Origin of the sequence: Streptomyces sp. NPDC093801 (assembly GCF_040701585.1) — a bacterium.
GTDB lineage: Bacteria > Actinomycetota > Actinomycetes > Streptomycetales > Streptomycetaceae > Streptomyces.
In genome coordinates, this window is record NZ_JBFBDP010000036.1 from 20,873 (window position 1) to 47,625 (window position 26,753).

General features: G+C 72.7%; 24 protein-coding genes. 18 read left to right on the plus strand and 6 right to left on the minus strand.

The window, feature by feature from the left end:
- Positions 1-31: 31 nt before the first annotated feature.
- Entirely contained in the window at positions 32-217 is a 186-nt protein-coding gene (gene rpmB, locus AB0469_RS32985; RefSeq protein ID WP_007266795.1) for a 50S ribosomal protein L28, read from the minus strand.
- Positions 218-458: 241 nt separating this feature from the next.
- Here rpmB and AB0469_RS32990 point away from each other — a divergent pair, with 241 nt between their 5' ends.
- From AB0469_RS32990 to mutM, 9 genes are all read left to right on the plus strand, one after another.
- A complete protein-coding gene (locus tag AB0469_RS32990; protein ID WP_366455148.1) occupies positions 459-2,105 on the plus strand; it encodes a DAK2 domain-containing protein in 1,647 nt (548 codons plus the stop codon).
- Positions 2,106-2,131: 26 nt separating this feature from the next.
- Entirely contained in the window at positions 2,132-4,333 is a 2,202-nt protein-coding gene (gene recG, locus AB0469_RS32995) for an ATP-dependent DNA helicase RecG (RefSeq protein ID WP_366455149.1), read from the plus strand.
- Positions 4,334-4,406: 73 nt separating this feature from the next.
- The gene (gene rsmD / locus AB0469_RS33000) at positions 4,407-4,985 is read left to right on the plus strand and encodes a 16S rRNA (guanine(966)-N(2))-methyltransferase RsmD (protein ID WP_366455150.1); all 579 of its coding nucleotides are present in this window, start codon (positions 4,407-4,409) and stop codon (positions 4,983-4,985) included.
- A 14-nt stretch (positions 4,986-4,999) separates the two neighbouring features.
- A complete protein-coding gene (gene coaD, locus AB0469_RS33005; protein ID WP_042809258.1) occupies positions 5,000-5,479 on the plus strand; it encodes a pantetheine-phosphate adenylyltransferase in 480 nt (159 codons plus the stop codon).
- A 115-nt stretch (positions 5,480-5,594) separates the two neighbouring features.
- The gene (locus tag AB0469_RS33010; RefSeq protein ID WP_366455151.1) at positions 5,595-6,647 is read left to right on the plus strand and encodes a cell division initiation protein; all 1,053 of its coding nucleotides are present in this window, start codon (positions 5,595-5,597) and stop codon (positions 6,645-6,647) included.
- A 110-nt stretch (positions 6,648-6,757) separates the two neighbouring features.
- Positions 6,758-7,426 (plus strand): DUF177 domain-containing protein, encoded by a 669-nt coding sequence (locus tag AB0469_RS33015; RefSeq protein ID WP_366455152.1) that lies wholly within the window; start codon positions 6,758-6,760, stop codon positions 7,424-7,426.
- 2 nt (positions 7,427-7,428) lie between these two features.
- Positions 7,429-7,602, plus strand: a complete 174-nt coding sequence (rpmF, locus tag AB0469_RS33020) for a 50S ribosomal protein L32 (protein WP_003965982.1) — start codon at positions 7,429-7,431, stop codon at positions 7,600-7,602.
- A 19-nt stretch (positions 7,603-7,621) separates the two neighbouring features.
- Positions 7,622-8,452 (plus strand): ribonuclease III, encoded by an 831-nt coding sequence (gene rnc, locus AB0469_RS33025; RefSeq protein ID WP_366455153.1) that lies wholly within the window; start codon positions 7,622-7,624, stop codon positions 8,450-8,452.
- Between the two features lie 193 nt (positions 8,453-8,645).
- Positions 8,646-9,515 (plus strand): bifunctional DNA-formamidopyrimidine glycosylase/DNA-(apurinic or apyrimidinic site) lyase, encoded by an 870-nt coding sequence (mutM, locus tag AB0469_RS33030; protein ID WP_366455154.1) that lies wholly within the window; start codon positions 8,646-8,648, stop codon positions 9,513-9,515.
- Here the strand turns inward: mutM and AB0469_RS33035 are convergent.
- Positions 9,488-9,904 carry a helix-turn-helix domain-containing protein gene (locus tag AB0469_RS33035; RefSeq protein WP_366455155.1) on the minus strand — a complete coding sequence of 139 codons (417 nt, stop codon included), beginning with the start codon at positions 9,902-9,904 and terminating at the stop codon, positions 9,488-9,490. The two genes, mutM and AB0469_RS33035, sit on opposite strands and share 28 nt — an antisense overlap.
- A gap of 126 nt (positions 9,905-10,030) precedes the next feature.
- On the opposite strand from AB0469_RS33035, the gene AB0469_RS33040 reads away from it, so the two are divergent.
- Positions 10,031-10,642, plus strand: coding sequence for a flavodoxin family protein (locus AB0469_RS33040; protein WP_366455156.1), 612 nt, complete (start codon positions 10,031-10,033; stop codon positions 10,640-10,642).
- A 91-nt stretch (positions 10,643-10,733) separates the two neighbouring features.
- Here AB0469_RS33040 and AB0469_RS33045 read toward each other — a convergent pair whose 3' ends face one another.
- The gene (locus AB0469_RS33045) at positions 10,734-11,582 is read right to left on the minus strand and encodes a CAP domain-containing protein (protein WP_366455157.1); all 849 of its coding nucleotides are present in this window, start codon (positions 11,580-11,582) and stop codon (positions 10,734-10,736) included.
- Between the two features lie 130 nt (positions 11,583-11,712).
- Between AB0469_RS33045 and AB0469_RS33050 the strand changes: the two genes are divergently transcribed.
- The 4 genes from AB0469_RS33050 (at position 11,713) to AB0469_RS33065 (ending at position 18,220) form a co-directional block, all read left to right on the plus strand.
- On the plus strand, positions 11,713-11,994 hold the full coding sequence (locus AB0469_RS33050; protein WP_079429972.1) for an acylphosphatase: 282 nt from the start codon (positions 11,713-11,715) through the stop codon (positions 11,992-11,994).
- Positions 11,995-12,366: 372 nt separating this feature from the next.
- Entirely contained in the window at positions 12,367-12,582 is a 216-nt protein-coding gene (locus tag AB0469_RS33055) for a hypothetical protein (RefSeq protein ID WP_042810367.1), read from the plus strand.
- 218 nt (positions 12,583-12,800) lie between these two features.
- Positions 12,801-16,607 (plus strand): AAA family ATPase, encoded by a 3,807-nt coding sequence (locus AB0469_RS33060; RefSeq protein WP_366455158.1) that lies wholly within the window; start codon positions 12,801-12,803, stop codon positions 16,605-16,607.
- Positions 16,608-16,789: 182 nt separating this feature from the next.
- The gene (locus AB0469_RS33065; RefSeq protein WP_366455159.1) at positions 16,790-18,220 is read left to right on the plus strand and encodes a sugar porter family MFS transporter; all 1,431 of its coding nucleotides are present in this window, start codon (positions 16,790-16,792) and stop codon (positions 18,218-18,220) included.
- A 43-nt stretch (positions 18,221-18,263) separates the two neighbouring features.
- On the opposite strand, the gene AB0469_RS33070 is transcribed toward AB0469_RS33065, so the two are convergent.
- Positions 18,264-19,250 carry an LLM class flavin-dependent oxidoreductase gene (locus tag AB0469_RS33070; protein ID WP_366455160.1) on the minus strand — a complete coding sequence of 329 codons (987 nt, stop codon included), beginning with the start codon at positions 19,248-19,250 and terminating at the stop codon, positions 18,264-18,266.
- 61 nt (positions 19,251-19,311) lie between these two features.
- Positions 19,312-20,769 (minus strand): cytosine permease, encoded by a 1,458-nt coding sequence (locus AB0469_RS33075; RefSeq protein WP_366455161.1) that lies wholly within the window; start codon positions 20,767-20,769, stop codon positions 19,312-19,314.
- 143 nt (positions 20,770-20,912) lie between these two features.
- Between AB0469_RS33075 and ftsY the strand changes: the two genes are divergently transcribed.
- Positions 20,913-22,130, plus strand: coding sequence for a signal recognition particle-docking protein FtsY (gene ftsY, locus AB0469_RS33080; RefSeq protein ID WP_366455163.1), 1,218 nt, complete (start codon positions 20,913-20,915; stop codon positions 22,128-22,130).
- Positions 22,131-22,235: 105 nt separating this feature from the next.
- Here the strand turns inward: ftsY and AB0469_RS33085 are convergent, their stop codons facing one another.
- Positions 22,236-22,904 carry a bifunctional DNA primase/polymerase gene (locus AB0469_RS33085; RefSeq protein ID WP_366455164.1) on the minus strand — a complete coding sequence of 223 codons (669 nt, stop codon included), beginning with the start codon at positions 22,902-22,904 and terminating at the stop codon, positions 22,236-22,238.
- A 406-nt stretch (positions 22,905-23,310) separates the two neighbouring features.
- Here AB0469_RS33085 and AB0469_RS33090 point away from each other — a divergent pair, with 406 nt between their 5' ends.
- The 3 genes from AB0469_RS33090 (at position 23,311) to AB0469_RS33100 (ending at position 26,737) form a co-directional block, all read left to right on the plus strand.
- Positions 23,311-24,792: a hypothetical protein gene (locus AB0469_RS33090; RefSeq protein ID WP_366455165.1), complete on the plus strand. Its 1,482-nt coding sequence runs from the start codon at positions 23,311-23,313 to the stop codon at positions 24,790-24,792.
- Positions 24,793-25,055: 263 nt separating this feature from the next.
- Positions 25,056-26,402, plus strand: a complete 1,347-nt coding sequence (locus tag AB0469_RS33095) for an ammonium transporter (protein WP_366455166.1) — start codon at positions 25,056-25,058, stop codon at positions 26,400-26,402.
- A complete protein-coding gene (locus tag AB0469_RS33100) occupies positions 26,399-26,737 on the plus strand; it encodes a P-II family nitrogen regulator (protein WP_042811392.1) in 339 nt (112 codons plus the stop codon). Before AB0469_RS33095 ends, AB0469_RS33100 begins: the two co-directional genes overlap by 4 nt.
- Positions 26,738-26,753: the final 16 nt, after the last annotated feature.

Genomic DNA, 26,753 nt, shown 5'->3' on the forward strand with positions numbered 1-26,753 from the left:
GGAAAGGGCTGCGCTACGACGACGGGAGGCGTCAGCGCGAGACCTTGCCGGCCTTGATGCACGAGGTGCAGGCGTTGAGGCGCTTCGGCGTCCCATTGACCACGGCACGGACGCGCTGGATGTTCGGGTTCCAGCGACGCGAGGTGCGGCGGTGCGAGTGGGAGATGTTGTTGCCGAAGCTCGGCCCCTTGGCGCAAACGTCGCAGTTGGCAGCCACAGGTCACTCCAAGACTTCAGATGCAATTACGGTGGGATCCGGCACACCGGAATCAGAGATCTGAAGTGGCTTGCCGGACGAATGACCCGACTCTCGACGGGCAACCTGAGCAGCATACAACGACTGCTTGGGTCCGAGAAAACTACCATGACGGGGCCCGGCTCCGCCCCGGGGTCCCGGGCCGGCGGCCGTCCTTCGTTACCCTGCGGTGAACCCTGGCCCGCACAAGGAGGAACGCCCGGTGGCGCACGAGCCCGAGCCGCACACCCTCGACGCCGAAGCGGTGCGCACCTGGAGCTCCCTGGCCCTGGCCGCACTGGGCCGGGCCCGCACGGACATCGACGCGATCAACGTCTACCCCGTCGCGGACGCCGACACCGGCACCAACCTCTACCTGACGGCCGAATCCGCCGACCGCGCCCTGACCGAGGCCCTCGCCCGGACCGCCCCCGGCGTGACCGAAGGCACAGCCGCGGCCTCCCTCCCCGAAGCCGTACGGGCCTACGCGCACGGCGCGCTCATAGGCGCCCGGGGCAACTCCGGGACGATCCTCGCCCAGCTGCTGCGCGGGGTCGCCGACGTGCTCGGCGCGGACCCGGCGGGACGCGCCCCCGGCCCGCTGCTGGCCCAGGCCCTCGCCCGGGCGGCCGAGGAGGCCTACCAGGCCGTCGCGCACCCCGTCGAGGGGACGATGCTCACCGTCGCCGGGGCCGCGGCCCGGGCCGCGCAGGCCGTCCCCGGGACCGCCGCCGAGGTGGCCCGCGCCGCCTACGAGGGAGCCCGCGCGGCCCTCGCCGAGACCCCCGGGCAACTGGCCGCCCTCGGCCGGGCCGGGGTGGTCGACGCGGGGGGCTGCGGGCTGGTCGCCGTACTCGGGGCGCTCTGGCAGGCGCTCTCCGGCCAGGAGCCCGGGCCCGTGCCGGTCCCGGTGCCGGCCGTACCCGTGGAACGGGTCCCGGAACCCTGCGCCCAGGAGGAGGGCGGGCCCGCCTACGAGGTGATCTACCTGCTGGAGGCCGCCGAGGAGGCCGTCGACCGGCTGCGCGCCGCCCTCGACGGGCTCGGCGACTCGCTCGTGGTGGTCGGCGGCGACGGGCTCTGGAACGTCCACGTGCACGTCGACGACCCCGGCGCGGCCGTCGAGACCGGGGTGGAAGCCGGCCGGCCGTACCGGATCCGCATCACCCACTTCGGCGACGAACGCCGCCGCGCCAGCGCCCCGCGCGTCCAGCGGGCCGTGGTCGCCGTGGTGCACGGCGAGGGGCTGGCCGCGCTGTGCGCGGAGGCGGGCGCGACCACCGTGCCCGCCCGCCCCGGCGAGCCGCCCGCCGTCGCCGACCTGATCGACGCCGTGCGCCGGGCACACGCCCGCGAGGTGGTCCTGCTGACCTGCGGCGCCGAGCACCGCGAGGCCGCCGGCGCCGTCGCCGGGCAGGCCCGCGCCGACGGCGTGCGGGTGGCCGTGATCCCCACCCGGTCCGCCGTCCAGGGCCTCGCCGCGCTCGCCGTGCACGACCCGGAGGCCGGCTTCGACGAGGACGTCGTCACCATGACCGCCGCCGCCGGCGCCACCCGCTACGGGGAGCTGGCCGTCGCCGAGCGGCAGTCCTTCACCTCGGCCGGGATCTGCCAGGCCGGGGACGTCCTCGGGCTCATCGACGGCGACGTGGCCGTCATCGGCGCGGGCCTGCCCGAGACGGCCGAGGCGGTCCTGGAACGGATGCTCGGCTCCGGCGGCGAGCTGGTCACCCTGGTCCTGGGCCCCGACGTCCCGGACGGCCTCGCCGCGCGCCTGGAGGCGTACGTCCAGCACGCCCACCTGGCCGTGGACACCGTCACCTACCACGGCGGCCGCCACTCGGCGCCCCTGCTCATCGGAGTCGAATAGCGGCCCTGTCACCGGCATGGTGTGCAATGGAACACGTGCCCGCGCTCGACGAAGACCTCAAGAAGACCCTCGGCCCCGCCACCGCCAAGGTGCTCGCCGAGCAGCTCGGCCTGCACACGGCCCTGGACCTGCTCCACCACTACCCCCGCCGGTACGCGGAACGCGGCGAGCTGACCTCGCTCGCCGACCTCGCCGACCAGCTCGACGAGCACGTCACGGTCGTCGCCCAGGTCGCCGACGCCCGGATCCTGACCTTCAACGGGGGCCGCGGCAAGCGCCTGGAGGTCACCATCACCGACGGCAGCGGCCGCCTCCAGCTGGTCTTCTTCGGCGCGGGCGTCCACAAGCCGCACAAGGAGCTGCTGCCCGGCAGCCGCGCGATGTTCGCGGGCAAGGTCTCCAGGTTCAACCACAAGCTCCAGCTCGCGCACCCGGCGTACGAACCCCTCGGCGGCGACGCCTCCGACCGGGACGCCGCCACCGCCTTCGCCAACCAGCTGATCCCGATCTACCCGGCCTGCGCCAAGCTGGAGTCCTGGAAGATCGCCAAGTGCGTGGACGCCGTCCTGCCCAGCGCCGCGGAGGCCCTCGACCCGCTCCCGCCCGCCCTGCGCGACGGCCGCGGACTGGTCCCGCTCACCGAGGCCCTCCTCAAGATCCACCGCCCGGCGTCCAAGGCCGACGTCGAGGACGCCCGCCGCCGCCTGAAGTGGGACGAGGCCTTCGTCCTCCAGGTCGCCCTCGCCCGCCGCCGGCACGCCGACTCCCAGCTCCCCGCCGTCGCCCGCCGAGCGACCCCCGGCGGCCTCCTCGACGCCTTCGACGCGAAGCTGCCCTTCACCCTCACCGAAGGCCAGCAGAAGGTCTCGCAGGAGATCTTCGACGACCTGGCCACCAGCCACCCCATGCACCGCCTCCTCCAGGGCGAGGTCGGCTCCGGCAAGACGATGGTCGCCCTGCGCGCCATGCTCGCCGTCGTCGACTCCGGCGGGCAGGCCGCGATGCTCGCCCCCACCGAGGTCCTCGCCCAGCAGCACCACCGGTCCGTCACCGAGATGATGGGCGAGCTCGCCGAAGGGGGCATGCTCGGCGGCTCCGACCTGGGCACCAAGGTGGTCCTGCTCACCGGCTCCATGGGGACCGCCGCCCGCCGCCAGGCCCTGCTCGACCTGGTCACCGGCGAGGCCGGGATCGTCATCGGCACCCACGCCCTGATCGAGGACAAGGTGCAGTTCCACGACCTCGGCCTGGTCGTCGTCGACGAACAGCACCGCTTCGGCGTCGAGCAGCGCGACGCCCTGCGCTCCAAGGGCAAGCAGCCGCCGCACCTGCTGGTCATGACCGCCACCCCCATCCCGCGCACCGTCGCCATGACCGTCTTCGGCGACCTGGAGACCTCCGTCCTCGACCAGCTGCCCGCCGGCCGTTCCCCGATCGCCACCCACGTGGTGCCCTCGAAGGACAAGCCGCACTTCCTCGCCCGGGCCTGGGAGCGGGTCCGCGAGGAGGTGGAGAACGGCCACCAGGCGTATGTCGTCTGCCCCCGCATCGGCGACGGCGAGGACGACCCCAAGGGGAAGAAGAAGGCCTCCGCCGAGGACGAGGCCGAGAAGCGCCCCCCGCTGGCCGTCCTGGAGATCGCCGAACAGCTGGGCCGCGGACCCCTCGCCGGACTCCCCGTCGAGGTGCTGCACGGCCGGATGGACCCCGCCGACAAGGACGACGTGATGCGCCGGTTCGCCGCCGGCGAGGTCAAGGTCCTCGTCGCCACGACCGTCATCGAGGTCGGCGTGAACGTCCCCAACTCCACCGTCATGGTCATCATGGACGCGGACCGCTTCGGCGTCTCCCAGCTCCACCAGCTCCGCGGCCGCGTCGGCCGCGGCTCCGCCCCCGGACTGTGCCTGCTCGTCAGCGAGATGCACGAGGCCAGCCCCGCCCGCGCCCGGCTCGCCGCCGTCGCCGCCACCCTCGACGGCTTCGAACTCTCCCGGATCGACCTGGAACAGCGCCGCGAGGGCGACGTCCTCGGCCAGGCCCAGTCCGGCGTGCGGTCCTCGCTGCGCATGCTCGCCGTCATCGAGGACGAGGAGGTCATCGCCGAGGCCCGCGAGGAGGCCACCCGCGTGGTCGCCGCCGACCCCGGACTGGAGGAGCTCCCCGGGCTGCGCACCGCGCTCGACGCCCTGCTGGACACCGAGCGGGAGCAGTACCTGGAGAAGGGCTGAGCGCCACGACCTATGGTGGGAGGCCAGAACGGAGGCCCCGGCCTCCGACGACCGCCGCAGAGAAGGACCCCAGATGACCCGCGTGATCGCCGGCACCGCCGGCGGCCGGCGCCTGGCCGTGCCGCCCGGCACCGGCACCCGCCCGACCTCCGACCGGATGCGCGAAGGGCTCTTCTCCACCTGGGAGTCGCTGCACGGCGTCCAGGACTCCCGGGTCCTCGACCTCTACGGCGGCTCCGGTGCCGTGGGCCTGGAGGCCCTCTCCCGCGGCGCCGCCCACACCCTGCTGGTCGAGGCCGACGCCAAGGCCTCCAAGGCCATCCGCGACAACATCAGGACCCTGGGCCTGCCCGGCGCCGAGTTCCGGGCCGGCAAGGCCGAGCAGGTCGTGGCGGCCCCCGCGCCGGGGGACCCGTACGACATCGTCTTCCTGGACCCCCCGTACGCCGTCGACCACGGCGAGCTCGGCGAGATCCTCCTCACACTCCGCGCCAATGGCTGGCTCACCGGCGACGCCCTCGTCACCGTGGAGCGCAGCACCAGGAGCGGTCCGTTCCCGTGGCCCGAGGGGTTCGAGCCGCTGCGTTCGCGCAAGTACGGCGAAGGCACCCTTTGGTACGGTCGCGCCGCTTCCACCAGCGAAGACTCATGAACGAGGGAGTTCAGTTGCGCCGCGCGGTCTGTCCGGGGTCCTTCGATCCCATCCACAACGGACACCTCGACGTCATCGGACGCGCCTCCAGGCTGTACGACGTCGTGCACGTCGCCGTGATGATCAACCCGTCCAAGAAGGGGCTGTTCACCGTCGAAGAGCGGATCGAGCTGATCCGCGAGGCGACCGCCGACTACGGCAACGTCGAGGTCGAGTCCTTCCACGGCCTGCTCGTCGACTTCTGCAAGCAGCGGGACATCCCGGCCATCGTCAAGGGCCTGCGCGCGGTCAGCGACTTCGACTACGAGCTCCAGATGGCCCAGATGAACATGGGCCTGTCGGGCGTCGAGACGCTGTTCGTCCCGACCATCCCGACCTACAGCTTCCTGTCCTCCTCGCTGGTCAAGGAGGTCGCGGCCTGGGGCGGCGACGTCGCCCACCTGCTGCCCGCGCACGTCCACGCGGCGCTGGTCGAGCGGCTGCGCGCGAAGTGACCCGGCGGCGGCCGGGCTGAGCCCTGCCCGGCCCGTCCCGCGCGTCCCCCCGGTGGGCCTACAGTCGTCCCGTCAGCCCGAGACGGAGTCCGAGGCAGAGAGAGCGCGAGCCCCCATGGACGTACAGAAGAAGCTGGACGAGATCGTCGCGGCCGTCGGCGGCGCCCGGTCGATGCCCATGTCGGCCTCCTGCGTGGTCAACCGCGCGGAGCTCCTCGCCCGGCTCGAAGAGGTACGCCAGGCCCTGCCCGGCTCGCTCGCGCAGGCCCGGGAGCTGATCGGCGGGCGGGACCAGATGGTGGAGGAGGCCCGCCGGGAGGCCGACCGGATCATCGAGTCCGCCCACGCCCAGCGGGGCTCCCTGATCTCCGACACCGAGATCGCCCGCCGCTCGCAGGACGAGGCGGACCGGATCCTCGCCGACGCCCGCCGCGAGGCGGCGGAGATCCGGGCCGAGGCCGACGACTACGTGGACGGCAAGCTCGCCAACTTCGAGGTCGTCCTCAGCAAGACCATCGGCGCCGTGGACCGCGGCCGCGAGAAGCTGCTGGGCCGCGGCCCGGGCCTGGACGCCCAGGGCCACGACGACAGCGGCGCCCCCGAGCCCAGCCCCGACCCGCAGGCCCGGCGCGAGCAGGCGGACGCGTACGTGGACACCAAGCTCGCCACCGTCGAGGCGGTGCTCGCCAAGACCCTGGAGGCCGTCGGCAGGGGCCGCCAGAAGCTGCTGGGCCGGGTGCCCACGGACGACCTCGGCGCGCACATGGCCGCCCAGGACGCGGCCGGCGACCAGCAGGCCCGCCCGTCCAGCGACGCGGAGTTCCTGGCCGGGCTGGCCGAGCCCGAGCCGCCCGCGGTCCCCGCCCGGGCGGCGCCGGCCTACGACGGCTACGCCCCGGCGGCCTATGCGGCCCCGTACCCGCAGCAGCAGCCCCACCAGCCCCAGCCGGACGCGTACGCCTACCAGGACCCCTACGCGGGCTACGCGCAGCAGCAGGACCCCTACGGCGGCTACGCGCAGCAGCCCGATCCGTACGCCGCCTACCAGCAGCCCCAGCAGCCTCACCAGTCGCAGCAGCCCCAGCAGCCCGCGCTCGACGAGACCAGCTTCTTCGACACGAGCATGATCAACCTGGATCAGCTGCGCCAGTACGAACAAGGTCGTTAGACCGGATTGGGCTCAGAGCGAAGCGCCGGGTATCCTGGCTGTTCGGTCGCGCGTATGCACCGCGATCCATGCTGCCCTTGAGCAGTGAAATCTTTGATCTTCAGCGATCTGTGAAAGCAGGAACGGCCCTGAACACCCGCCTCGACCACCGCAACCCCCTCGTGTTCGACACGCACGAGCTGGGTCGGCGTCCTGGTGCCATGCAGCGGCTGTCCCGTGAGATCGAGGCGCCGGCGGACTTCGGTCTCGTCGACGTCATCGGAGTGCCGGAAGGCGCTCCGGTGAAGATCGAGCTCCGCCTGGAGTCGGTCATGGAAGGGGTGCTTGTCACAGGCACCGTCCGTGCGAAGGCCGTGGGGGAGTGCGTAAGGTGTCTGGAGACCGTCGAGCGCGAGCTCAAGGCGGACTTCCAGGAGATGTTCTCGTACCCTGACGCCGACGACCGGGGCCGCCCCAAGGCGGAGCCGGCCGACGACGCCGAGGACGACGAGGACATGCTCTTCCTCGAGGACGGATTGTTCGACCTCGAACCCGTGCTGCGGGACGCGGTGGTGCTCGCACTGCCCATGCAGCCGGTGTGCCGGGAGGACTGTCTCGGACTGTGCCCCGATTGCGGGGTCAGCCTGAACGACGACCCGGAGCACCACCACGACGCCGTCGACATCCGTTGGGCGGCATTGCAGGAACTCGTCGTGACCGATCAGGACGACGAGAAGGACAACATGAGCGGCACTGCATCTGACGGAGTTCAGAGCGCCGCCGAGAAGCAGGAGAAGTAGCCGTGGCTGTTCCGAAGCGGAAGATGTCGCGCAGCAACACGCGCCACCGCCGGTCGCAGTGGAAGGCTGCGGTCCCCACCCTGGTTTCGTGCGAGCGTTGCCAGGAGCCGAAGCTCCAGCACATCGCGTGCCCGAGCTGCGGCACCTACAACAAGCGCCAGGTCCTCGAGGTCTGAGCGGCTGGTGAGAGGCGCAATGTCTGAGCTGTCCAACGCTGAGAAGCAGGCAGACAGTAACAACGCGGCCTCGTCCCACACGCTTCTGGAAGGGCGGCTCGGGTATCAACTCGAGTCCGCCCTTCTGGTGCGTGCGCTGACCCACCGTTCGTACGCGTACGAGAACGGCGGTCTGCCCACCAACGAGCGGCTGGAGTTCCTTGGGGACTCCGTCCTGGGCCTGGTGGTCACCGACACGCTGTACACCACCCACCCCGACCTGCCGGAGGGCCAGCTGGCCAAGCTCCGGGCCGCGGTGGTCAACTCGCGTGCGCTGGCGGAGGTCGGCCGCGGCCTCGACCTCGGCTCCTTCATCCGGCTCGGCCGGGGCGAAGAGGGCACGGGCGGCCGGGACAAGGCCTCCATCCTCGCCGACACCCTTGAAGCGGTGATCGGCGCGGTCTATCTCGACAAGGGCCTCGACGCGGCCTCGGAGCTGGTCCACCGGCTCTTCGACCCGCTCATCGAGAAGTCCTCGAACCTCGGCGCCGGCCTGGACTGGAAGACCAGCCTCCAGGAGCTCACGGCGGCCGAAGGCCTCGGCGTGCCCGAGTACCTGGTCACCGAGACCGGTCCGGACCACGAGAAGACCTTCACCGCTGCCGCCCGCGTCGGTGGTGTCTCGTACGGCACCGGCACCGGCCGCAGCAAGAAGGAAGCGGAACAGCAGGCGGCAGAGTCCGCGTGGCGCGGGATCCGTGCCGCCGCGGACGAGCGGAAGGCCGCGGAAGCGGCGTCCGCGGCAGCCGGCGGGGCACCGGCCGAGGCCGGCGGGGCAGCTGCTCCCGCCGCCCCCGCGCCCAAGGCCTGACCGACCACTTCCTTCGGGTACCTCCCGCCCGCCCCTGCCACCGGCAGGGGCGGGCGGTCCCGTTTCCGGGTGCCGTCCTTCCGGACGGGCCCCTGCCGCCCCGGGCCGCCGGGTAGGCTCGCGGCAGGGCCGGACGCCCGCGTTCCCGCGGGGCCGCGTCCCGCGAAGACCGCTTTCCCTCCGGAGGAACACCGTGCCCGAGCTGCCCGAAGTCGAAGTGGTGCGGCGCGGCCTGGAGCGCTGGGTGGCCGGGCGGACCGTCGCCGGCGTGGAGGTGCTCCACCCCCGGGCCGTGCGTCGGCACCCGGCGGGCGGGGCGGACTTCGCGGCGCGCCTGGCCGGCGGGACCATCGGGGTGCCGCGCCGGCGCGGGAAGTACCTGTGGCTGCCGCTGGAGGGCCGGGACCTGTCCGTCCTCGGTCACCTCGGGATGAGCGGGCAGCTGCTGGTGCAGCCGGCCGGCGCCCCCGACGAGAAGCACCTGCGCATCCGGGTCCGCTTCGCCGACGACGCCGGGACCGAGCTGCGCTTCGTCGACCAGCGGACCTTCGGCGGGCTCTCGCTGCACGAGGTCGTCCCCGGCAGCGAGGAGGGGCTCCCGGACGTCATCGCGCACATCGCCCGCGACCCGCTGGACCCCCTTTTCGACGAGGGCGCCTACCACCGGGCCCTGCGCGCGAAGCGGACCACCCTCAAGCGGGCGCTGCTGGACCAGTCGCTGATCAGCGGGGTGGGCAACATCTACGCAGACGAGGCCCTGTGGCGCGCGAAGCTGCACTACGAGCGCCCCACCGCCACCCTCACCCGCCCCCGGAGCACGGAACTCCTCACCCATGTGAGGGAGGTCATGAACGCCGCGCTCGCCGTCGGCGGGACCAGTTTCGACAGCCTGTACGTCAACGTGAACGGCGAGTCGGGCTACTTCGACCGGTCCCTGGACGCCTACGGGCGCGAGGGCGAGCCCTGCCGCCGCTGCGGCACGCCGATGCGGCGCCGGGCCTGGATGAACCGGTCCAGCTACTTCTGCCCGCGCTGTCAGAGGCCGCCGCGCGCGGTGTCGTAGGCCTGCCGCGAGGCGAGGACCCCGTCCATGCTGCCCTCCAGGAAGTGGATCAGGGAGAGCAGGCGGTCGGCGACCTCCCTGCCGAGCGGGGTCAGCTCGTAGTCGACGCGGGGCGGGTTCGTGGGCTGGGCCTCGCGCGTGACGATGCCGTCGCGCTCCAGCGCGTGCAGGGTCTGGGAGAGCATCTTCTCGCTCACCCCCTCGACCCGGCGGCGCAGCTCGTTGAAGCGGCGGGGGCCGTCGCGCAGGGCGCCCACGGTGAGGCTGCCCCAGCGGCCGGTGACGTGCTCCAGGGTCTCCCGCGAGGGGCAGGCGCGCGCGAAGACGTCGAACGGCAGGTCGGCCGCGGCGCTCTCGGCGCAGACGTCGGTACAGGCAGGGGTCTCCATGGCCCTAGCGTACCCCCGGGTAGCGCTAACTGTCTGCTTGCGCTTTCGAAAAGTTAGTGCTTCTCTGGTCCGTGTCGCCCCGCGGCCCACCGCGGCGCACCGGAACAGCCCTCTAGGAGTACAGCCATGTCTGCCACCATCCCCGCCCCCGTCGTCTCGATCGCCTACCACTCGGGCTACGGGCACACCGCCGTCGTCGCCGAGGCCGTGCGGGCCGGCGCCGCCGCGGCCGGGGCGACCGTGCACGTCGTCAAGGTCGACGCGATCACCGAAGCGGAGTGGGCCCTCCTGGACGCCTCCGACGCGATCGTCTTCGGTTCCCCGACCTACATGGGCACCGCGTCCGGCGCCTTCCACGTCTTCGCGGAGGCCACCTCGAAGCGCTGGTTCGGCGACGCCTGGCGGGACAAGGTGGCGGCGGGCTTCACCAACTCCGCCTCCAAGTCCGGCGACAAGCTGAACACCCTCCAGTACTTCCAGATGCTGGCCTCGCAGCACGGCATGAGCTGGGTGAACCTCGGCCTGAAGCCGGGCTGGAACTCCTCCACCGGCAGCGAGTACGACCTCAACCGCCTCGGCTTCTCCTCCGGCGCGGCCGCCCAGACCAACGCCGACGAGGGTCCGGAGGCCGTGCACAAGGCCGACATCGAGACCGCCGAGCACCTCGGCCGCCGGGTCGCCGAGCACACCCGCGTGGTCGTCGCGGGCCGGGCGGCGCTGGCGGCGGCCTCGGCCTGACCCGCCTCCGGGCCGACCCTGCTCCGGGCCGACCCCGCTCCGGGCCGACCCCGCTCCGGGCCGACCGGCACCGGGCGCCGGCGGTCCGGCTCTAGAAGCCGAAGTCCTGGGTCCACCAGGGGCCGCCGGCGCCGAAGTAGACGCCGACGCCGAGGGTGCGGTATTCGCAGTTGAGGATGTTCGCGCGGTGGCCCGGGCTGTTCATCCAGGACTCCATCACCGTCTTGGCGTCACCCTGGCCGCGGGCGATGTTCTCGCCGCCCAGCCCGGAGATCCCGGCGTTCTGCGCGCGCTGCCAGGGGGTGTTGCCGTCCGGGTCCGTGTGGTCGAAGAAGCCCCGTGCGGCCATGTCCTTGCTGAAGGCGGCGGCCAGCGCGGCCAGCGGCGGGTTCGCACGGACCGCGACGCAGCCGGCCTGGGCCCGCTCCTGGTTGACCAGGGCGAGGACCTCCGCCTCGGCGGAGGGGTTCGCGTCCCCGGCGGCAGGCGGCTTGGGCGCCGCAGGCTTGGGGGCGGCCGCCGCCTTCGGGGCCTGCGGGGCGCTCGTCTTCTCCGGCGCCCTGGTGGAGGCCGACGCGGAGGGCGTGGGCGTCGGCGTCGGCGTGGGCGTCGGTGAGGCCGAGGGGGTCGGCGTGGCCGAAGGGCTGGGGGAGGCCGGCGCGGTGCCCGCGGCGGGGCCGGCGGAGGCGCGGCCGGACAGGTTGGCGAGGCCGCCCTGCTCCAGGCCCCGGTTCGGGGTCGGGGTGGGCTTCGCGCGGGCCTCGGTCCGGTCGGCGGAGCCCGTGCCGACGTACGGGAAGGAGCCGCCGACGGGCACGAAGCCGGTGGTCACGGCCGCCGTGCCGAGGACCACGGCCACGGAGACGCCGAGCAGGCCGGTGCGCACGGCGGTGCGCCTGACGCCGCGGCGCGGCGCGGCGTGGAGTCGGTGGCGTCCCATCGGTCGCGGCCCCTTCTTTGCAGGATCAACGTTTGCTCATCCGAACGGGTGAGTCATTGGTGGGGGACTGTAGCCCATGGCGCGAAGGGGCGATGGGATCAAGGAGTCCCGGCACGGTTAGCGTTCTTGCATGAATGAAGATGTCCGCATGACCGCCTGGGTGCGCGGCCGTGTACAGGGAGTGGGCTTCCGCTGGTTCACCAGGGCCAACGCTCTGGAGATCGGCGGGCTGTCCGGCTTCGCGCTCAACCTCGACGACGGCCGGGTGCAGGTGGTGGCCGAAGGTCAACGTGAGAATTGCCACCGGCTGCTCGACTGGCTCCGCGACGGCGACACGCCCGGAAGGGTGGACGGGGTGACGGAGATCTGGGGCACACCGCGCGGCGGCTACGACGGGTTCGAGATCCGGTGACCTATCGAACGATCATGGACTGATCAGATCCCGGGACCGGCCACACCCGGTCGGAACTGCGCATTCGCCGTCGACCCGTTGCCGTCGGCGGCGAACCGTGGAAGGCTCGGAGACGAGGATGATCTCCACGCCCCCTCCGAGGGCCGGGACGCCCGCCGATACGGGGCGTGATCGTGTTGACCGTCAAACTTTTTGGTGAGACGCTGGAAGCCCCGCGCACCTGAGCTGTTTGGCAGTGCTGGCAGTAGGCAGCGTCAGCAAAAGAACGAGTTGAGTGCAGTGACTGACAGTCGCTGTCGGACATCCGCGGGTGCGATTCCCTCACGACCCACACCGCTTCGGTCGGTCACTCAGTGTGGAGGACCATCCATCATGGCAAAGGCGCTTCTCGGTTACGTCGGCGGCTCCGACCCGCGACTCCTCGCCGAGATGCGACGGCTTCAGCAGCGCGTCCAGGACCTCGAGTCCGAACTCGGACGGATCCAGTCCGAGAACGACGCCCTGACCGCGGCCGCCGCTCAGCACGGGGACTCGCTGCTCGGCAGCATGGACCTCGACGTATCCCAGGCGGAGCCTGCGCTCACCTGATCAGCGACTCACCCGTCGTCGACTCCTGACCCGCACGATCTGCAAGGGACGCTCCGGCGTCCCTTCTTTCTTGCCGAGATCCGCCCTGCGGCGGTCCGACCACCGCGCCCGGTGGGCCACGAGCGCACTGGGCCAGGTGGGGGGCCCGTTCCTTCGAGGTCTGATCTGCCCTGCACCTTCACGGGTGAAACCGGACGTGAAAGGTAGAGTCCGGCGGCGTGCACCTCAAGTCCCTCACCCTGCGCGGCTTCAAGTCCTTCGCCTCCGCCACCACCCTCCGCTTCGAGCCGGGCATCACCTGTGTCGTGGGCCCCAACGGCTCGGGCAAGTCCAACGTGGTGGACGCACTGTCCTGGGTCATGGGGGAGCAGGGGGCGAAGTCCCTGCGCGGCGGCAAGATGGAGGACGTCATCTTCGCCGGGACGACCGGCCGCCCGCCGCTGGGCCGCGCCGAGGTCTCCCTCACCATCGACAACTCCGACGGCGCCCTCCCGATCGAGTACGCCGAGGTCACCATCACGCGGATCATGTTCCGCGGCGGCAGCAGCGAGTACCAGATCAACGGGGACACCTGCCGGCTCCTCGACATCCAGGAACTCCTCTCCGACTCCGGAATCGGCCGTGAGATGCACGTCATCGTCGGGCAGGGCCGGCTCGACTCCGTGCTGCACGCCGACCCGGTGGGGCGCCGCGCCTTCATCGAGGAGGCCGCCGGCGTACTGAAGCACCGCAAGCGCAAGGAGAAGGCGCTGCGCAAGCTCGACGCGATGCAGGCCAACCTCGCCCGGGTGCAGGACCTGACCGACGAGCTGCGCCGGCAGCTCAAGCCCCTGGGGCGACAGGCGGCGGTGGCCCGGCGGGCGGCCGTGATCCAGGCGGACCTGCGGGACGCGCGGCTGCGGCTGCTCGCCGACGACCTGGTCGCGCTGCGGGCCGCGCTCGACGCGGAGATCGCCGACGAAGCCGCCCTGAAGGAGCGCAAGGAGTCGGCCGAGCGGGACCTCGCGCAGGCGCTGCGCCGCGAGGCGGAGCTGGAGGAATCGGTACGGCGCCTCGTGCCCCGGCTCCAGCGGGCCCAGCAGACCTGGCACGAGCTCGCCCAGCTGGCCGAGCGGGTGCGCGGGACCGAATCGCTGGCGCAGGCGCGGGTCAAGAGCGCGTCGGCGCCGGTGGAGGAGGAGCGGCGGGGCCGCGACCCCGAGGACATGGAGCGGGAGGCCGCGCGGATCCGGGAGCAGGAGGCGGAGCTGACGGCGGCGCTCGAAGCCTCCGAACGGGCCCTGGAGGACACGGCCGCGCACCGGGCCGAACTGGAGCGGGCCCTCGCCGAGGAGGAGCGGCGGCTGCGGGACGCCGCGCGGGCCGTGGCCGACCGGCGCGAGGAGCTGGCCCGGCTGACCGGGCGGCTGGGCGCGGCCCGCTCCCGCGCGGGGGCCGCCGACGCGGAGATCGAGCGGCTCGTGGCGGCCCGGGACGGGGCGCGGTCCAGGGCGGAGGAGGCCCGGCGGGAGTACGAGGCGCTGGCCGAGGAGGTCGGCGGGCTGGAGGACGCCTCCTCGGAGGAGGGGCAGTACGAGGCGGCGCGGGCCGGACTGGCGCAGGCCGAGGCCGCGCTGGCGGCGGCCCGGGAGGCCCGGACCGCGGCGGAGCGCTCCCGCGCGGCCGTCTCGGCGCGGCGGGACGCGCTCGCGCTGGGGCTGCGGCGCAAGGACGGCACGGGGGCGCTGCTCGCGGTGCGGGAGCGGCTGGCGGGGGTACTGGGGCCGGCGGCGGAGCGGGTGTCGGTGGAGGCGGGGTACGAGGCCGCGGTGGCCGCGGCGCTCGGCTCCGCCGCGGACGCGGTGGCCGTGGCCTCCACGGGTGCGGCGGCCGGCGCCATCCGCCACCTGCGCGAGTCCGACGCGGGCCGCGCCACGTTCCTGATCGCCCCGATTCCCGGCCCAGGGCCGGCCGTCGGCTCGGGCTCCGGCCCCGTCGTCGGCTCCGGCCCCGGTCCGGCCTCCGCTCCGGTTCCGGCCCCCGGCTTCGGGCCGGTCCCCGGGCAGGAGCCGGGGCCCGGTGCGCCGGTTCCGGGCGGCGCCGGGCTGCCCGGGCAGGCCCGGGCCGGCGTTTTCCCGGAGCCGGCTGCCGTCGGGGTGGGGGGTCGGGGCGGGCTGGAGCTCGTGTCGGCCGTGGGGGCGGACGCCGTGCCCGGGTCCCGCGGGGCGGAGTCGGTTTCGCCCGGGTACCGGGAGGCAGCGGCCCTGGTGGGCGGGGACGCCGAGGTGCTGCGGGCCCTGGCGTGGGTGCTGCGCCGGCACGTGGTCGTCGGGACGCTGGAGGAGGCGGAGGCCCTGGTCGCCGCGCGCCCCGAGCTGGTCGCCGTGACCGCCGACGGGGACGTGCTCGGGGCGCGCCTCGCGCACGGCGGTTCCGCCAGGGCGCCCAGCCTCATCGAGGTGCAGGCCGCCGTGGACGAGGCGGGCGCCGAGCTGGAGCGGCTGGACCGGGAGTGCGGGGAGCTGGCCGCCGCGGAGGAGGACGCCCGGACGCGGCGGTCCGCCGCCGCCGCGCGCGTCGAGGAGCTCGGTGAGCTGCGGCGGGCCGGCGAACAGGCACGCGCCGGGGTCGCACAGCAGCTCGGCCGGCTGGCCGGGCAGGCGAAGGCGGCCCTCGGGGAGGCCGAGCGCGGCGCGCTGGCGGTGACCACCGCCGAGGAGGCGCAGGAGCGCGCGCGGACCGACGTGGAGGAGTGCGCGCAGCGGCTCGCGGCCGTGGAGGAGATGCCGGTTGCGGAGGACCCCGACACCTCCGCGCGGGACCGCCTCGCCGCCGACGGGGCCAACGCGCGGCAGACCGAGATGGAGGCCCGGCTCCAGCTGCGCACCCACGAGGAGCGGGTCAAGGGCCTGGCCGGCCGGGCGGACGCGCTCGACCGCGGGGCCGGGGCCGAGCGCGAGGCGCGGGCGCGCGCCGAGCGGCGCCGGCAGCGGATGCGGTACGAGGCCGGGGTCGCCCGGGCCGTCGCCGACGGGGCCCGCCAGCTGCTGGCACACCTGGAGGTGTCCGTCGGCCGGGCGGAGCAGGAGCGTGCGGCCGCCGAGCAGGCCAAGGGGCTGCGCGAGCGGGAGCTCGGCGAGGCCCGCGGCCGCGGCCGCGACCTCAAGGGCGAGCTCGACAAGCTCACCGACTCCGTGCACCGGGGCGAGGTGCTCGGCGCCGAGAAGCGGCTGCGCATCGAGCAGCTGGAGGCCCGCGCCCTGGAGGAGTTCGGCGTGGAGCCGGCCGCACTGGTGGCGGAGTACGGCCCCGACCAGCCGGTTCCCCCGTCCCCGCCCGCCGAGGGCGAGGTGCTCCCGGAGGACCCGGACCACCCCCGCAACCGGCCCGGCCCCTTCGACCGGGCCCGGCAGGAGAAGCGGCTCAAGGCCGCCGAGCGCGCCTACCAGCAGCTCGGCAAGGTCAACCCGCTGGCGCTGGAGGAGTTCGCGGCCCTGGAGGAGCGCCACCGGTTCCTCAGCGAGCAACTGGGGGACCTGAGGAAGACGCGTGCCGACCTCCTTCAAGTGGTGAAGGAGGTGGACCAGCGGGTGGAGCAGGTCTTCACGGAGGCCTACCGGGACACCGCCCGCGAGTTCGAGGGCGTGTTCGCGCGGCTGTTCCCCGGCGGCGAGGGCCGCCTGGTGCTCACCGATCCCGAGGACATGCTCGCCACCGGCGTGGACGTGGAGGCCCGCCCGCCGGGCAAGAAGGTCAAGCGGCTGTCCCTGCTGTCCGGCGGCGAGCGGTCCCTGACGGCCGTGGCGCTGCTGGTCTCCATCTTCAAGGCACGCCCCAGCCCGTTCTACGTGATGGACGAGGTCGAGGCCGCCCTGGACGACACCAACCTCCAGCGGCTGATCCGGATCATGGAGGAGCTCCAGGAGAGCTCGCAGCTGATCGTCATCACCCACCAGAAGCGGACCATGGAGGTCGCGGACGCCCTCTACGGCGTCTCCATGCAGGGCGACGGGGTCTCGAAGGTGATCAGCCAGCGGCTCCGCTGAAGGTTGATCATTTAAGAAATGAAGTCAAGGTGCCGATTCTGAAGTTAACCCGACCTTCACACGGGCTATTGACTTCAGGAAATGAACACATAAGCTCTGGGCTGTCTCCCGGCTCCGGGTGGTGCCCGATCTTGACCTGTGCGCCACTAGGAGAACGGACAGAACCCCCCACGGAGCACACCTTGACCAGCAGCACAGCGAAGCCGGCGTCGGGCGGCGGGAACGCGCCCCACCCCGACCACCTCGGCCACGTCATCTTCATCGCCGCGGCCGCCGCGATGGGCGGCTTCCTCTTCGGATACGACAGCTCCGTGATCAACGGTGCCGTCGTCGCCATCCGCGAACGCTTCGACGTCGGACCGGCCGTGCTCGCCCAGGTGATCGCCGCCGCACTGATCGGCTGCGCCGTCGGCGCCGCCACCGCGGGCCGGCTCGCCGACCGGCTCGGCCGCATCCGCTGCATGCAGATCGCCGCCGTCCTCTTCACCGCGAGCGCCATCGGCTCGGCCCTGCCCTTCGCCCTCTGGGACCTCGCCGTCTGGCGCGTGATCGGCGGCTTCGGCATCGGCATGGCCTCCGTCATCGGCCCCGCCTACATCGCGGAGGTCTCCCCGGCCGCCTACCGCGGCCGCCTCGCCTCCTTCCAGCAGGCCGCCATCGTCATCGGCATCGCCGTCTCGCAGCTGGTCAACTGGGGCATCCTCAACCTCGCCGACGGCGACCAGCGCGGCGTGATCGGCGGGCTCGAGGCCTGGCAGTGGATGCTCGGCGTGATGGTCGTCCCCGCCGTGCTCTACGGACTGATGTCCTTCGTCATCCCGGAGTCCCCGCGCTTCCTGGTCTCCGTCGGCCGCAACGCCGAGGCCCGCAAGGTGCTCGCCGAGGTCGAGGGCTCCCACGTCGACCTCGACGCGCGCGTCGCCGAGATCGAGACGGCCATGCACTCCGAGCACAAGTCCACCTTCAAGGACCTGCTCGGCGGCCGCTTCGGCCTGCTGCCCATCGTCTGGATCGGCATCGGCCTCTCGGTCTTCCAGCAGCTCGTCGGCATCAACGTGATCTTCTACTACAGCTCCTCGCTGTGGCAGTCCGTCGGCATCGACCCGACCAGCTCGTTCCTGTACTCCTTCACCACGTCGATCATCAACATCATCGGCACCGTGATCGCGATGATCTTCGTCGACCGGCTCGGCCGCAAGCCGCTCGCGCTGATCGGCTCGGTGGGCATGGCGATCTCCCTGGGCCTGTGCGCGTGGGCGTTCTCGTACAAGACCGAGACCGGCGGCGAGATCTCCATGCCCGAGACCCAGGGCACGATCGCGCTGATCGCCGCGCACTCCTTCGTCCTCTTCTTCGCCCTGTCCTGGGGCGTGGTGGTCTGGGTGCTGCTCGGCGAGATGTTCCCCAACCGCATCCGGGCCGCCGCGCTCGGCGTGGCCGCCTCGGCCCAGTGGATCGCCAACTGGGTGATCACCGTCACCTTCCCGTCCCTGGCCGCCTGGAACCTCTCCGGCGCCTACGTCATCTACACGGTCTTCGCCGTGCTCTCGATCCCCTTCATCCTCAAGTGGGTGCCGGAGACCAAGGGCAAGGCGTTGGAGGAGATGGGGTAACCACCCCCGCCACCACCCCTCTCCTCCGCGGTGCTGCCCCGGCTCAGTCCCTGAGCCGGGGCAGCACCCGTTCGCACAACAGCCGCAGGCTGCGCCACCCCTCCTCCAGGGGCATGCCGCCGCACAGCGGGTGCAGCACCAGGTTCCCCGCCTCGCCCGCGTCCCGGGCGAAGTCCACCGCCTCCTGCGGCGAGAGGATCCGGTAGACCCCCTCGGCCCGCAGCTCCTCGACCGTGCGGGCGCCGGAGCGGACGGCCGAGCGGATGTCCTTGGACTGCCAGGCGGCGTACGCCCCCGCCTCGTGCAGGAAGTGCCTCCCGTACTGCGCCCACGCCCGGTCGGGGTCCTCGGCGATGTGCAGCAGGGGGGTCCGCTCCGCCGGCATCATGCAGAAGCCCTCGGTGCCGTACTCGGCGAGCCGCTCCTCGTAGTACTCCTCCAGCTCCGGCAGGTGCGCGCTCGGGAAGAAGGGGAGACCCAGCCGGGCCGCCCGTCGCGCCGCCGCCTTCGAACTCCCGCCCACCAGCAGCATCGGGTGCGGCCGCGTGAAGGGCACCGGGGTCACCTTCACGGTGCGGCCGCGGAACTCGAAGGGCTCGCCGGTCCAGGCCTTGAGCAGGGTCTCCAGCAGCTCGTCCTGGAGCCGGCCGCGCCGGCCCCACTCCACCCCGTGCTGCTCGTACTCCTCGGGCCGGTAGCCGATGCCCGCCACCGTCACCAGCCGCCCGCCGCCGATCAGGTCCAGGACGGCGATGTCCTCGGCCACCTTCAGCGGGTCGTGCAGCGGACCGATGATCGCCGAGACCGTGACCGCGATCCGCCGGGTGGCGCCGAGCACCGCGCCCGCGAACGCGAAGGGGGAGGGCAGCCAGTGGTTGTCCGTGCCGTGGTGCTCCTCGGTCTGGACCGTGTCGATCCCCTGCCCGTCGGCGTAGCGCGCCATCTCCACCGCCGCCTGGTAGCGGGCGGCGAGGCTCTCGGGGGTGCCGTTCGGGTCGACGAGGTTGAAGCGGGCCACGGTGATGGGCATGGAGGGGTTCCCCTTCGCCGGATGCGGTCGGTCGGGCGAAGGGAGGTTAGCTGACGGAGCGTCAGCTTGACAGGGTCCCGGCGGGCTCGCGGCCGTCGGCGGGCTCCGGCTCCGCCGGGGCGGGAGCGGCGTCGCGCGGCAGGACCGCGTACAGCGCGGCGGAGGTGAGGATGCCGGCCACCCAGCCCAGCCCGTTCTCCCCGATCCAGGTCCCGGCGAGCGGCCCGGTGAACCAGTCCACCTTCGTGAACAGCGTGCCCATCACCAGCGCCAGCGCCCAGGCCGTCATCGCCTGCCAGGCGAAGCCGCCCCGGTACCAGTAGGCGCTGGTGCGCGTGGTGTCCAGCAGGGCGGGGCCGTCGTACGAGGTCCGGCGCAGCATGTCCACGCCGAAGACCCCGATCCAGGCGGAGAAGGCCACGGCCAGCAGGGTCAGGAAGGAGATGAACGAGCCGAAGAAGCTGGTCGCGACCACCATCAGCAGGAAGCCGAAGACCAGGCTGATGACCGCGTTGACGCTGACGGCCCAGGCGCGCGGCACCTTGATGCCGAGGGTCTGCGCGGTGAAGCCGGCGGAGTACATCGACATCGAGTTGATCAGCAGCATGCCGAGGAGGGCGATCAGCAGGTAGGGGGCCGCGATCCAGGTCGGCAGCAGCTCGCCGATGAAGGAGACCGGGTCCTGCGCGCTGGCCAGGTCCGGGGTCCCGACGGCCATCACCGCGCCCATCAGCACCATCGGCAGCACGACCACGCCGGCGCCGCCGATCGTGGCCCCGACCACGCCCTTGGCGGAGGCCGTACGGGGCAGGTAGCGGGTGAAGTCCGGGCCGGACGGCACCCAGCTGATGCCGCCGGCCGCGATGGTGCCGATGCCCGCGACCATCATCGCCGTGGAGCCGGCCGGCTTGCCGAGGACGGCGGACCAGTCGGTGGTGAAGACCAGGTAGCCGAGCACGAGGACGCTGAAGGCGCCGAAGAGGTACGTCGACCAGGTCGAGCAGACCCGCAGCGCGTTGATCCCGAGCCCGGACACCACGAAGGTGCAGCCCACGAAGAGCAGCAGGGTGACGACGATCAGGGCGGTGTTGGCCTTCACGCCGAAGAGGAGGTCGAGCACGGTCAGGACGGCGTAGGCGCCGCTGACCGCGTTGATCGTCTCCCAGCCCCAGCGGGCCACCCAGATCAGCGCCCCCGGGAAGAGGTTGCCGCGCTGGCCGAAGACGGCCCGCGAGAGCGCCATGCCGGGGGCGCCGCCGCGCTTGCCGGCGATCGAGATCAGCCCGACGAGCCCGTACGAGACGACCGGCGCGGCCACGGCGACGACCAGCACCTGCCAGATGTTGAGCTCGTTGAAGATGACCAGCCCCGCGCCCATGGTGAGCAGCAGCACGCTGATGTTCGCGGCGACCCAGGTGGGCACGAGCTCGCGGACCCGGCCGCCGCGCTCGCCGTCCGGTACGGGCTCCAGACCCCGGGTCTCGACGGCGCCGTCGGCGGCGGTCTGTTCGGCAGGCATGCGTACTCCGTGGAAGCGTGGCTGGGGACAATCCGCCCATCATCGTAGATGTGACGTTAAGACCACAAATGGCGGATCGCTGCCGGGTGGGAACGTCCAAGGTCCGGGGCCAGGGGTGCGCCGTGGCCGATACTGGGGGCGTTATGGAAATCCTGATCCTTGCTGTAGTCATCGCCCTGGTCGCGGTCGGCGTGATCAGCGGGCTCGTGGTCAGCAGCCGCAAGAAGAAGCAGCTGCCCCCCACGGCGCCGCCGAGCACGCCGACCATCACTGCCCCGCCTGCCGAACCGCAGGTGGGGGAGGACGCCGTAGAGACGGCGGAAGAGCCGCGCCGCACCATCGAGGAGGTCGTGCTCCCGGAGGCGGGGGCCGAGGCTCCGGTCGAGGCGCCGGCTGCGGAGCCCGAGGCCCCGGCCGCGCCCGAGATCGAGGTGCCCGAGCCGACGGCCGGCCGCCTGGTCCGGCTGCGCGCCCGGCTCGCCCGCTCGCAGAACTCCCTCGGCAAGGGCCTGCTCACGCTGCTCTCGCGCGAGCACCTCGACGAGGACACCTGGGAGGAGATCGAGGAGACCCTCCTCATCGCCGACGTCGGCGTCGCGCCCACCCAGGAGCTGGTGGAGCGGCTGCGCGAGCGGGTCAAGGTGCTGGGCACCCGGACCCCCGCCGAGCTGCGCACCCTGCTGAAGGAGGAGCTGGTCGCCCTCGTCGGCACCGACTTCGACCGCGCCGTGAAGACCGAGAGCGGCGTCGACACCCCGGCGGTCGTGATGGTCGTCGGCGTCAACGGCACCGGCAAGACCACCACCACCGGCAAGCTCGCCCGGGTGCTCGTCGCCGACGGCCGCAGCGTGGTCCTCGGCGCCGCCGACACCTTCCGCGCCGCCGCCGCCGACCAGCTCCAGACCTGGGGCGAGCGCGTCGGCGCCCGTACCGTACGAGGCCCCGAGGGCGGGGACCCCGCCTCGATCGCCTTCGACGCGGTCAAGGAGGGCATCGCCGAGGGCGCGGACGTCGTGCTCATCGACACCGCCGGCCGCCTCCACACCAAGACCGGCCTCATGGACGAGCTCGGCAAGGTCAAGCGCGTCGTGGAGAAGCACGGCCCGCTGGACGAGGTCCTGCTGGTCCTCGACGCCACCACCGGCCAGAACGGCCTGACCCAGGCGCGCGTGTTCGCCGAGGTCGTGGACATCACCGGCATCGTGCTGACCAAGCTCGACGGCACCGCCAAGGGCGGCATCGTCGTCGCCGTCCAGCGCGAGCTGGGCGTCCCCGTCAAGCTCGTCGGCCTCGGTGAGGGCGCGGACGACCTGGCCCCCTTCGAGCCCGAGGCGTTCGTGGACGCCCTGATCGGCGACTGAGCGGCCCCGCCCGCCCCGCAGACGAGTGCCCCCGCGTCCCGGCGTTCCGGGCGCGGGGGCACTGCTCCGTGCGGGGGTGCGGGCCGCGGGGGTGGGGGCGCGGGGTCAGCGGCGGAAGCGGTGGCACGTGTACGCGAGGGTGCCCAGCAGCAGCCGCGCCTGCGGGGGCCCGCCCGCGCAGTCCAGCGCGGGCGGGCGCAGCCAGACGGCCGGGCCGAGGCCCGCGTGGTCGCAGGGCGGGGCCGTCAGGAAGGCGCCGTGGCCCAGGGCGCGCAGGTCCAGGTCCGCGTCGTCCCAGCCCATCCGGTACAGCAGCTCGGGCAGCTCGGCCGCCGCGCCGGGGGCCACGAAGAACTGCGCCCGCCCGTCCGGGGTCGCCGTCACCGGCCCCAGCGGCAGCCCCATCCGCTCCATGCGGACCAGGGCCCGCCGCCCGGCCTCCGCGGAGACCTCGATCACGTCGAAGGCGCGGCCGACCGGGAGCAGGATCGCCGCGCCCGGGTACTCGCCCCAGATCCCGGTGACCTCGTCCAGGGTGGCGCCGCCCGGGACGGTCGGGGCGAAGTCCAGCGGATGCGCCCCCGGGGCGGGACAGTCCGCGCGGCCGCAGGAGCAGGCGCGGGCCGGAGCCGCGGCGCGGGCGCCGGGGACCGCGTCCCAGCCCCACAGGCCGGTGTACTCCGCCACCGTCGTGCACTCCGAGGTACGGCCGCGGCGCCGGACGCCGGAACGGAATTCCTTGGTGCCGCGGCTGCCGCCGATCGTGAAGCCCATGCCCATGCCCCCTCCAACGGGTTGGACGCGCCGGTGGTTACGACGTCGGCGAGACCTGTCGGGGGTCGGGCGGAGCGCCCCGTCCACCGGGGCCGCCCGGCGCACTCCCCGCCGCGCGCGCCCCCGGTGCGCTCCCGTCCAACCGTTCCGTTTCGCCTTCCTGTCAAGTGAATCGCGCCTGGCCGGTGGCGAGTTCATTCGAAGGGGTGGCGAATGGTGGCGTTTCTGGAATCGACCTCGCCGACGGGGTGATCGTAGGATTACTTTCGGTTCACGAACCCCGGAGGCGGGCCCATCCGTGGGTATGCCGGAGGCAATGTGTGGAGGACCTGTGAAGGTCCCAGGCGGCAGGGGCCGCCCCGGCCAGGGTTTCGTGTGAAGAGGCGATCCGGATGGGGGCGTTCCAGTGGGCGGCAGCGGCGCAGGCGGAACGAGTGGCGAGGCGGCCGGCCGCAATGAACAGCTGACCTCGTGGTTCGTCCGCAGCGGCTGGTCCAAGGGCGAGCTCGCCCGTCAGGTGAACCGCCGGGCCCGCCAGATGGGCGCCCACCACATCAGCACCGACACCTCCCGCGTGCGCCGCTGGCTCGACGGCGAGCAGCCGCGCGAACCCGTGCCGCGCATCCTCTCGGAGCTCTTCTCCGAACGCTTCGGTGCCGTCGTCGCCATCGAACAGCTCGGCCTGCGCAGCGCCCACCAGACCCCCTCCGTCTCCGGCGTCGACCTGCCCTGGGCCGGCCCCCAGACCGTGGAACTGCTCGGCGAGTTCTCCCGCAGCGACCTGATGCTGGCCCGCCGCGGCTTCCTCGGGACCTCCCTCGCCCTCTCCGCCGGCCCCGCCCTCATCGAGCCCATGCAGCGCTGGCTCGTCCCGATGCCGGCCGCCGACCCCGTGCCGCGCGACGGGGGAGCCCCGTCCGGCCACCGGCCGCCCCGCCTCTCCGAACCCGAGCTCGACCTCCTCGAGGCCACCACCGTGATGTTCCGCCAGTGGGACGCCCAGTGCGGCGGCGGACTGCGCCGCAAGGCCGTCGTCGGGCAGCTCCACGAGGTCACCGACCTGCTCCAGGAGAACCACCCGGCCCCGGTCATGAAGCGGCTCTTCAAGGTGGCCGCCGAACTCGCCGAGCTCGCCGGCTGGATGAGCTACGACATCGGCCTGCACCCCACCGCCCAGAAGTACTTCGTCCTCGCGCTGCACGCCGCGAAGGAGGCCGGGGACAAGCCGCTGGGCTCGTACATCCTCTCCAACATGAGCCGTCAGATGATCCACCTCGGCCGCCCCGAGGACGCCCTGGAGCTCATCCACCTCGCCCAGTACGGCAGCCGCGACTGCGCCGGGCCGCGCACCCAGGCCATGCTCTACGCGATGGAGGCCCGCGCCTACGCCAACATGGGCCAGCCCAGCCGCTGCAAGCGGGCCGTGCGCATGGCCGAGGACACCTTCGGCGACGTCGGTCTCGGGGGCGAACCGGAACCCGACTGGATCGGCTTCTTCTCCGAGGCGGAACTCAACGGCGAGAACTCGCACTCCTACCGGGACCTGGCCTACGTCGCCGGACGCAGCCCCACCTACGCCTCCCTCGCCGAACCCGTGATGGAGAAGGCCGTCGAGCTCTTCGCCAAGGACGAGGTCCACCAGCGCTCCTACGCCCTCAACCTCATCGGCATGGCCACCGTCCACCTGCTCCAGCGCGAACCCGAGCAGGCGACCGTCCTCGTCGACCAGGCCCTCGACGTGGCGCGAAAGGTGCGCTCCGAACGGGTGAACACCCGGCTCCGCAAGACCGTGGACACCGCCGCCCGTGAATACGGCGACGTCGCCGAGGTGGTCCGGCTGACCGACCTCCTCGCCTCCCGGCTCCCCGAGGCCGCCGAGGCCGTCTGAGCCGCCCCTGCGGCCCGGGCGCGCGCCTGACGCGCGCCCGGGCCCCGCCTGACCCTCACATGACACGGACCGGACCCGTACCTCACCGGTTCATTCAGGCGTAACACGCCCGACCTCTTCGTCATCGGAGCGAAACACCGAGCGGCGCCGCCGGAAACCGGCCTGCGCGAACCTCAGGGCCAATAACCGGCCAGACCCTGCGCCGCCGCTCAGGTACCCCACGATCGCCCGCACGCGAACGTACCGACGACGAGGAGACGCCGATGGCACCAGCCATCACGACCCTCGCAGCAGACGCCCCGACCCTGTCTGCCGCGAACACCGGGTTCATGCTCATCTGCTCCGCCCTGGTCATGCTGATGACCCCGGGACTCGCCTTCTTCTACGGAGGCATGGTCCGCGTCAAGAGCAGCCTCAACATGCTGATGATGAGCTTCGTCAGCCTCGGGATCGTGACGATCCTGTGGGTGCTCTTCGGCTTCAGCCTCGCCTTCGGCACCGATTCCGGCTCCGTCATCGGCTGGAACTCCGACTACGTGGGCCTCAGCGGCATCGGCATCACCGAGCTCTGGGACGGCTACACCATCCCCGTCTACGTCTTCGCCGTCTTCCAGCTGATGTTCGCGGTCATCACCCCCGCCCTGATCAGCGGCGCCCTCGCCGACCGCGTCAAGTTCAGCGCCTGGGTGCTCTTCACCGCCCTGTGGGTCACCGTCGTCTACTTCCCCGTCGCCCACTGGGTGTGGGGCGCCGGCGGCTGGCTCTTCGAGCTCGGCGTCATCGACTTCGCCGGCGGCACCGCCGTCCACATCAACGCCGGCGCCGCCGCCTTCGGCGTCATCCTGGTCATCGGCAAGCGCGTCGGCTTCAAGAAGGACCCGATGCGCCCGCACAGCCTCCCCCTCGTGATGCTCGGCGCCGGCCTGCTCTGGTTCGGCTGGTTCGGCTTCAACGCCGGATCCTGGCTCGGCAACGACGACGGCGTCGGCGCCGTCATGTTCGTCAACACCCAGGTCGCCACCGCCGCCGCCATGCTCGCCTGGCTCGGCTACGAGAAGCTGCGCCACGGCTCCTTCACCACCCTCGGCGCCGCCTCCGGCGCGGTCGCCGGCCTGGTCGCCATCACCCCCGCCGGCGGCTCCGTCAGCCCGCTCGGCGCGATCGCCGTGGGCGCCATCGCCGGCGTGCTGTGCGCCATGGCCGTCGGCCTGAAGTACCGGTTCGGCTACGACGACTCCCTCGACGTGGTCGGCGTCCACCTCGTCGGCGGCGTCGCGGGCTCCCTCCTCGTCGGCCTCTTCGCCACCGGCGGCGTCCAGTCCGACGCCAAGGGCCTCTTCTACGGCGGCGGCTTCGAGCAGCTCGGCAAGCAGGCGGTCGGAGTCTTCTCCGTCCTCGCCTACTCCCTCGTCGTATCGGCGATCATGGCCTTCCTCCTCGACAAGACCATCGGGATGCGGGTCGCCGAGGACGTCGAGGTCTCCGGCATCGACCAGGCCGAGCACGCCGAGACCGCCTACGACTTCAGCGGCGCCGGCGGCGGGATCTCCGCACGCAGCACCGCCTCCCAGGCCCCCGCGGCCGCAGCCAACAAGAAGGTCGACGCATGAAGCTGATCACCGCGATCGTCAAGCCCTACAAGCTCGACGACATCAAGGAGGCCCTCCACGCCTTCGGCATCCAGGGCCTGACCGTCTCGGAGGCCAGCGGATACGGCCGCCAGCGCGGCCACACCGAGGTCTACCGCGGCGCCGAGTACACCGTGGACCTCGTACCGAAGATCCGCATCGAGGTCCTCGCCGACGACGACGAGGCCGAGGAGCTCATCAACGTCATCGTCAGCGCCGCCCGCACCGAGAAGATCGGCGACGGCAAGGTGTGGAGCGTCCCCGTGGACTCCGTCGTCCGGGTCCGCACCGGCGAGCGCGGCGCCGACGCCCTCTAGCGGACGGGAGCCCCCG

Bases quoted from the DNA above. Each gene is read 5' to 3' on its own strand.
- AB0469_RS33075 (WP_366455161.1), bottom strand. From the start codon at position 20,769: ATGCCTGCCGAACAGACCGCCGCCGACGGCGCCGTCGAGACCCGGGGT.
- AB0469_RS33055 (WP_042810367.1), top strand. From the start codon at position 12,367: ATGGCAAAGGCGCTTCTCGGTTACGTCGGCGGCTCCGACCCGCGACTC.
- rsmD (WP_366455150.1), top strand. From the start codon at position 4,407: ATGACCCGCGTGATCGCCGGCACCGCCGGCGGCCGGCGCCTGGCCGTG.
- AB0469_RS33035 (WP_366455155.1), bottom strand. From the start codon at position 9,904: ATGGAGACCCCTGCCTGTACCGACGTCTGCGCCGAGAGCGCCGCGGCC.
- AB0469_RS33095 (WP_366455166.1), top strand. From the start codon at position 25,056: ATGGCACCAGCCATCACGACCCTCGCAGCAGACGCCCCGACCCTGTCT.
- AB0469_RS33070 (WP_366455160.1), bottom strand. From the start codon at position 19,250: ATGCCCATCACCGTGGCCCGCTTCAACCTCGTCGACCCGAACGGCACC.
- AB0469_RS33045 (WP_366455157.1), bottom strand. From the start codon at position 11,582: ATGGGACGCCACCGACTCCACGCCGCGCCGCGCCGCGGCGTCAGGCGC.
- AB0469_RS33100 (WP_042811392.1), top strand. From the start codon at position 26,399: ATGAAGCTGATCACCGCGATCGTCAAGCCCTACAAGCTCGACGACATC.
- rnc (WP_366455153.1), top strand. From the start codon at position 7,622: ATGTCTGAGCTGTCCAACGCTGAGAAGCAGGCAGACAGTAACAACGCG.
- AB0469_RS33050 (WP_079429972.1), top strand. From the start codon at position 11,713: ATGAATGAAGATGTCCGCATGACCGCCTGGGTGCGCGGCCGTGTACAG.
- AB0469_RS33040 (WP_366455156.1), top strand. From the start codon at position 10,031: ATGTCTGCCACCATCCCCGCCCCCGTCGTCTCGATCGCCTACCACTCG.
- AB0469_RS33085 (WP_366455164.1), bottom strand. From the start codon at position 22,904: ATGGGCTTCACGATCGGCGGCAGCCGCGGCACCAAGGAATTCCGTTCC.
- AB0469_RS33010 (WP_366455151.1), top strand. From the start codon at position 5,595: ATGGACGTACAGAAGAAGCTGGACGAGATCGTCGCGGCCGTCGGCGGC.
- ftsY (WP_366455163.1), top strand. From the start codon at position 20,913: ATGGAAATCCTGATCCTTGCTGTAGTCATCGCCCTGGTCGCGGTCGGC.
- recG (WP_366455149.1), top strand. From the start codon at position 2,132: ATGGAACACGTGCCCGCGCTCGACGAAGACCTCAAGAAGACCCTCGGC.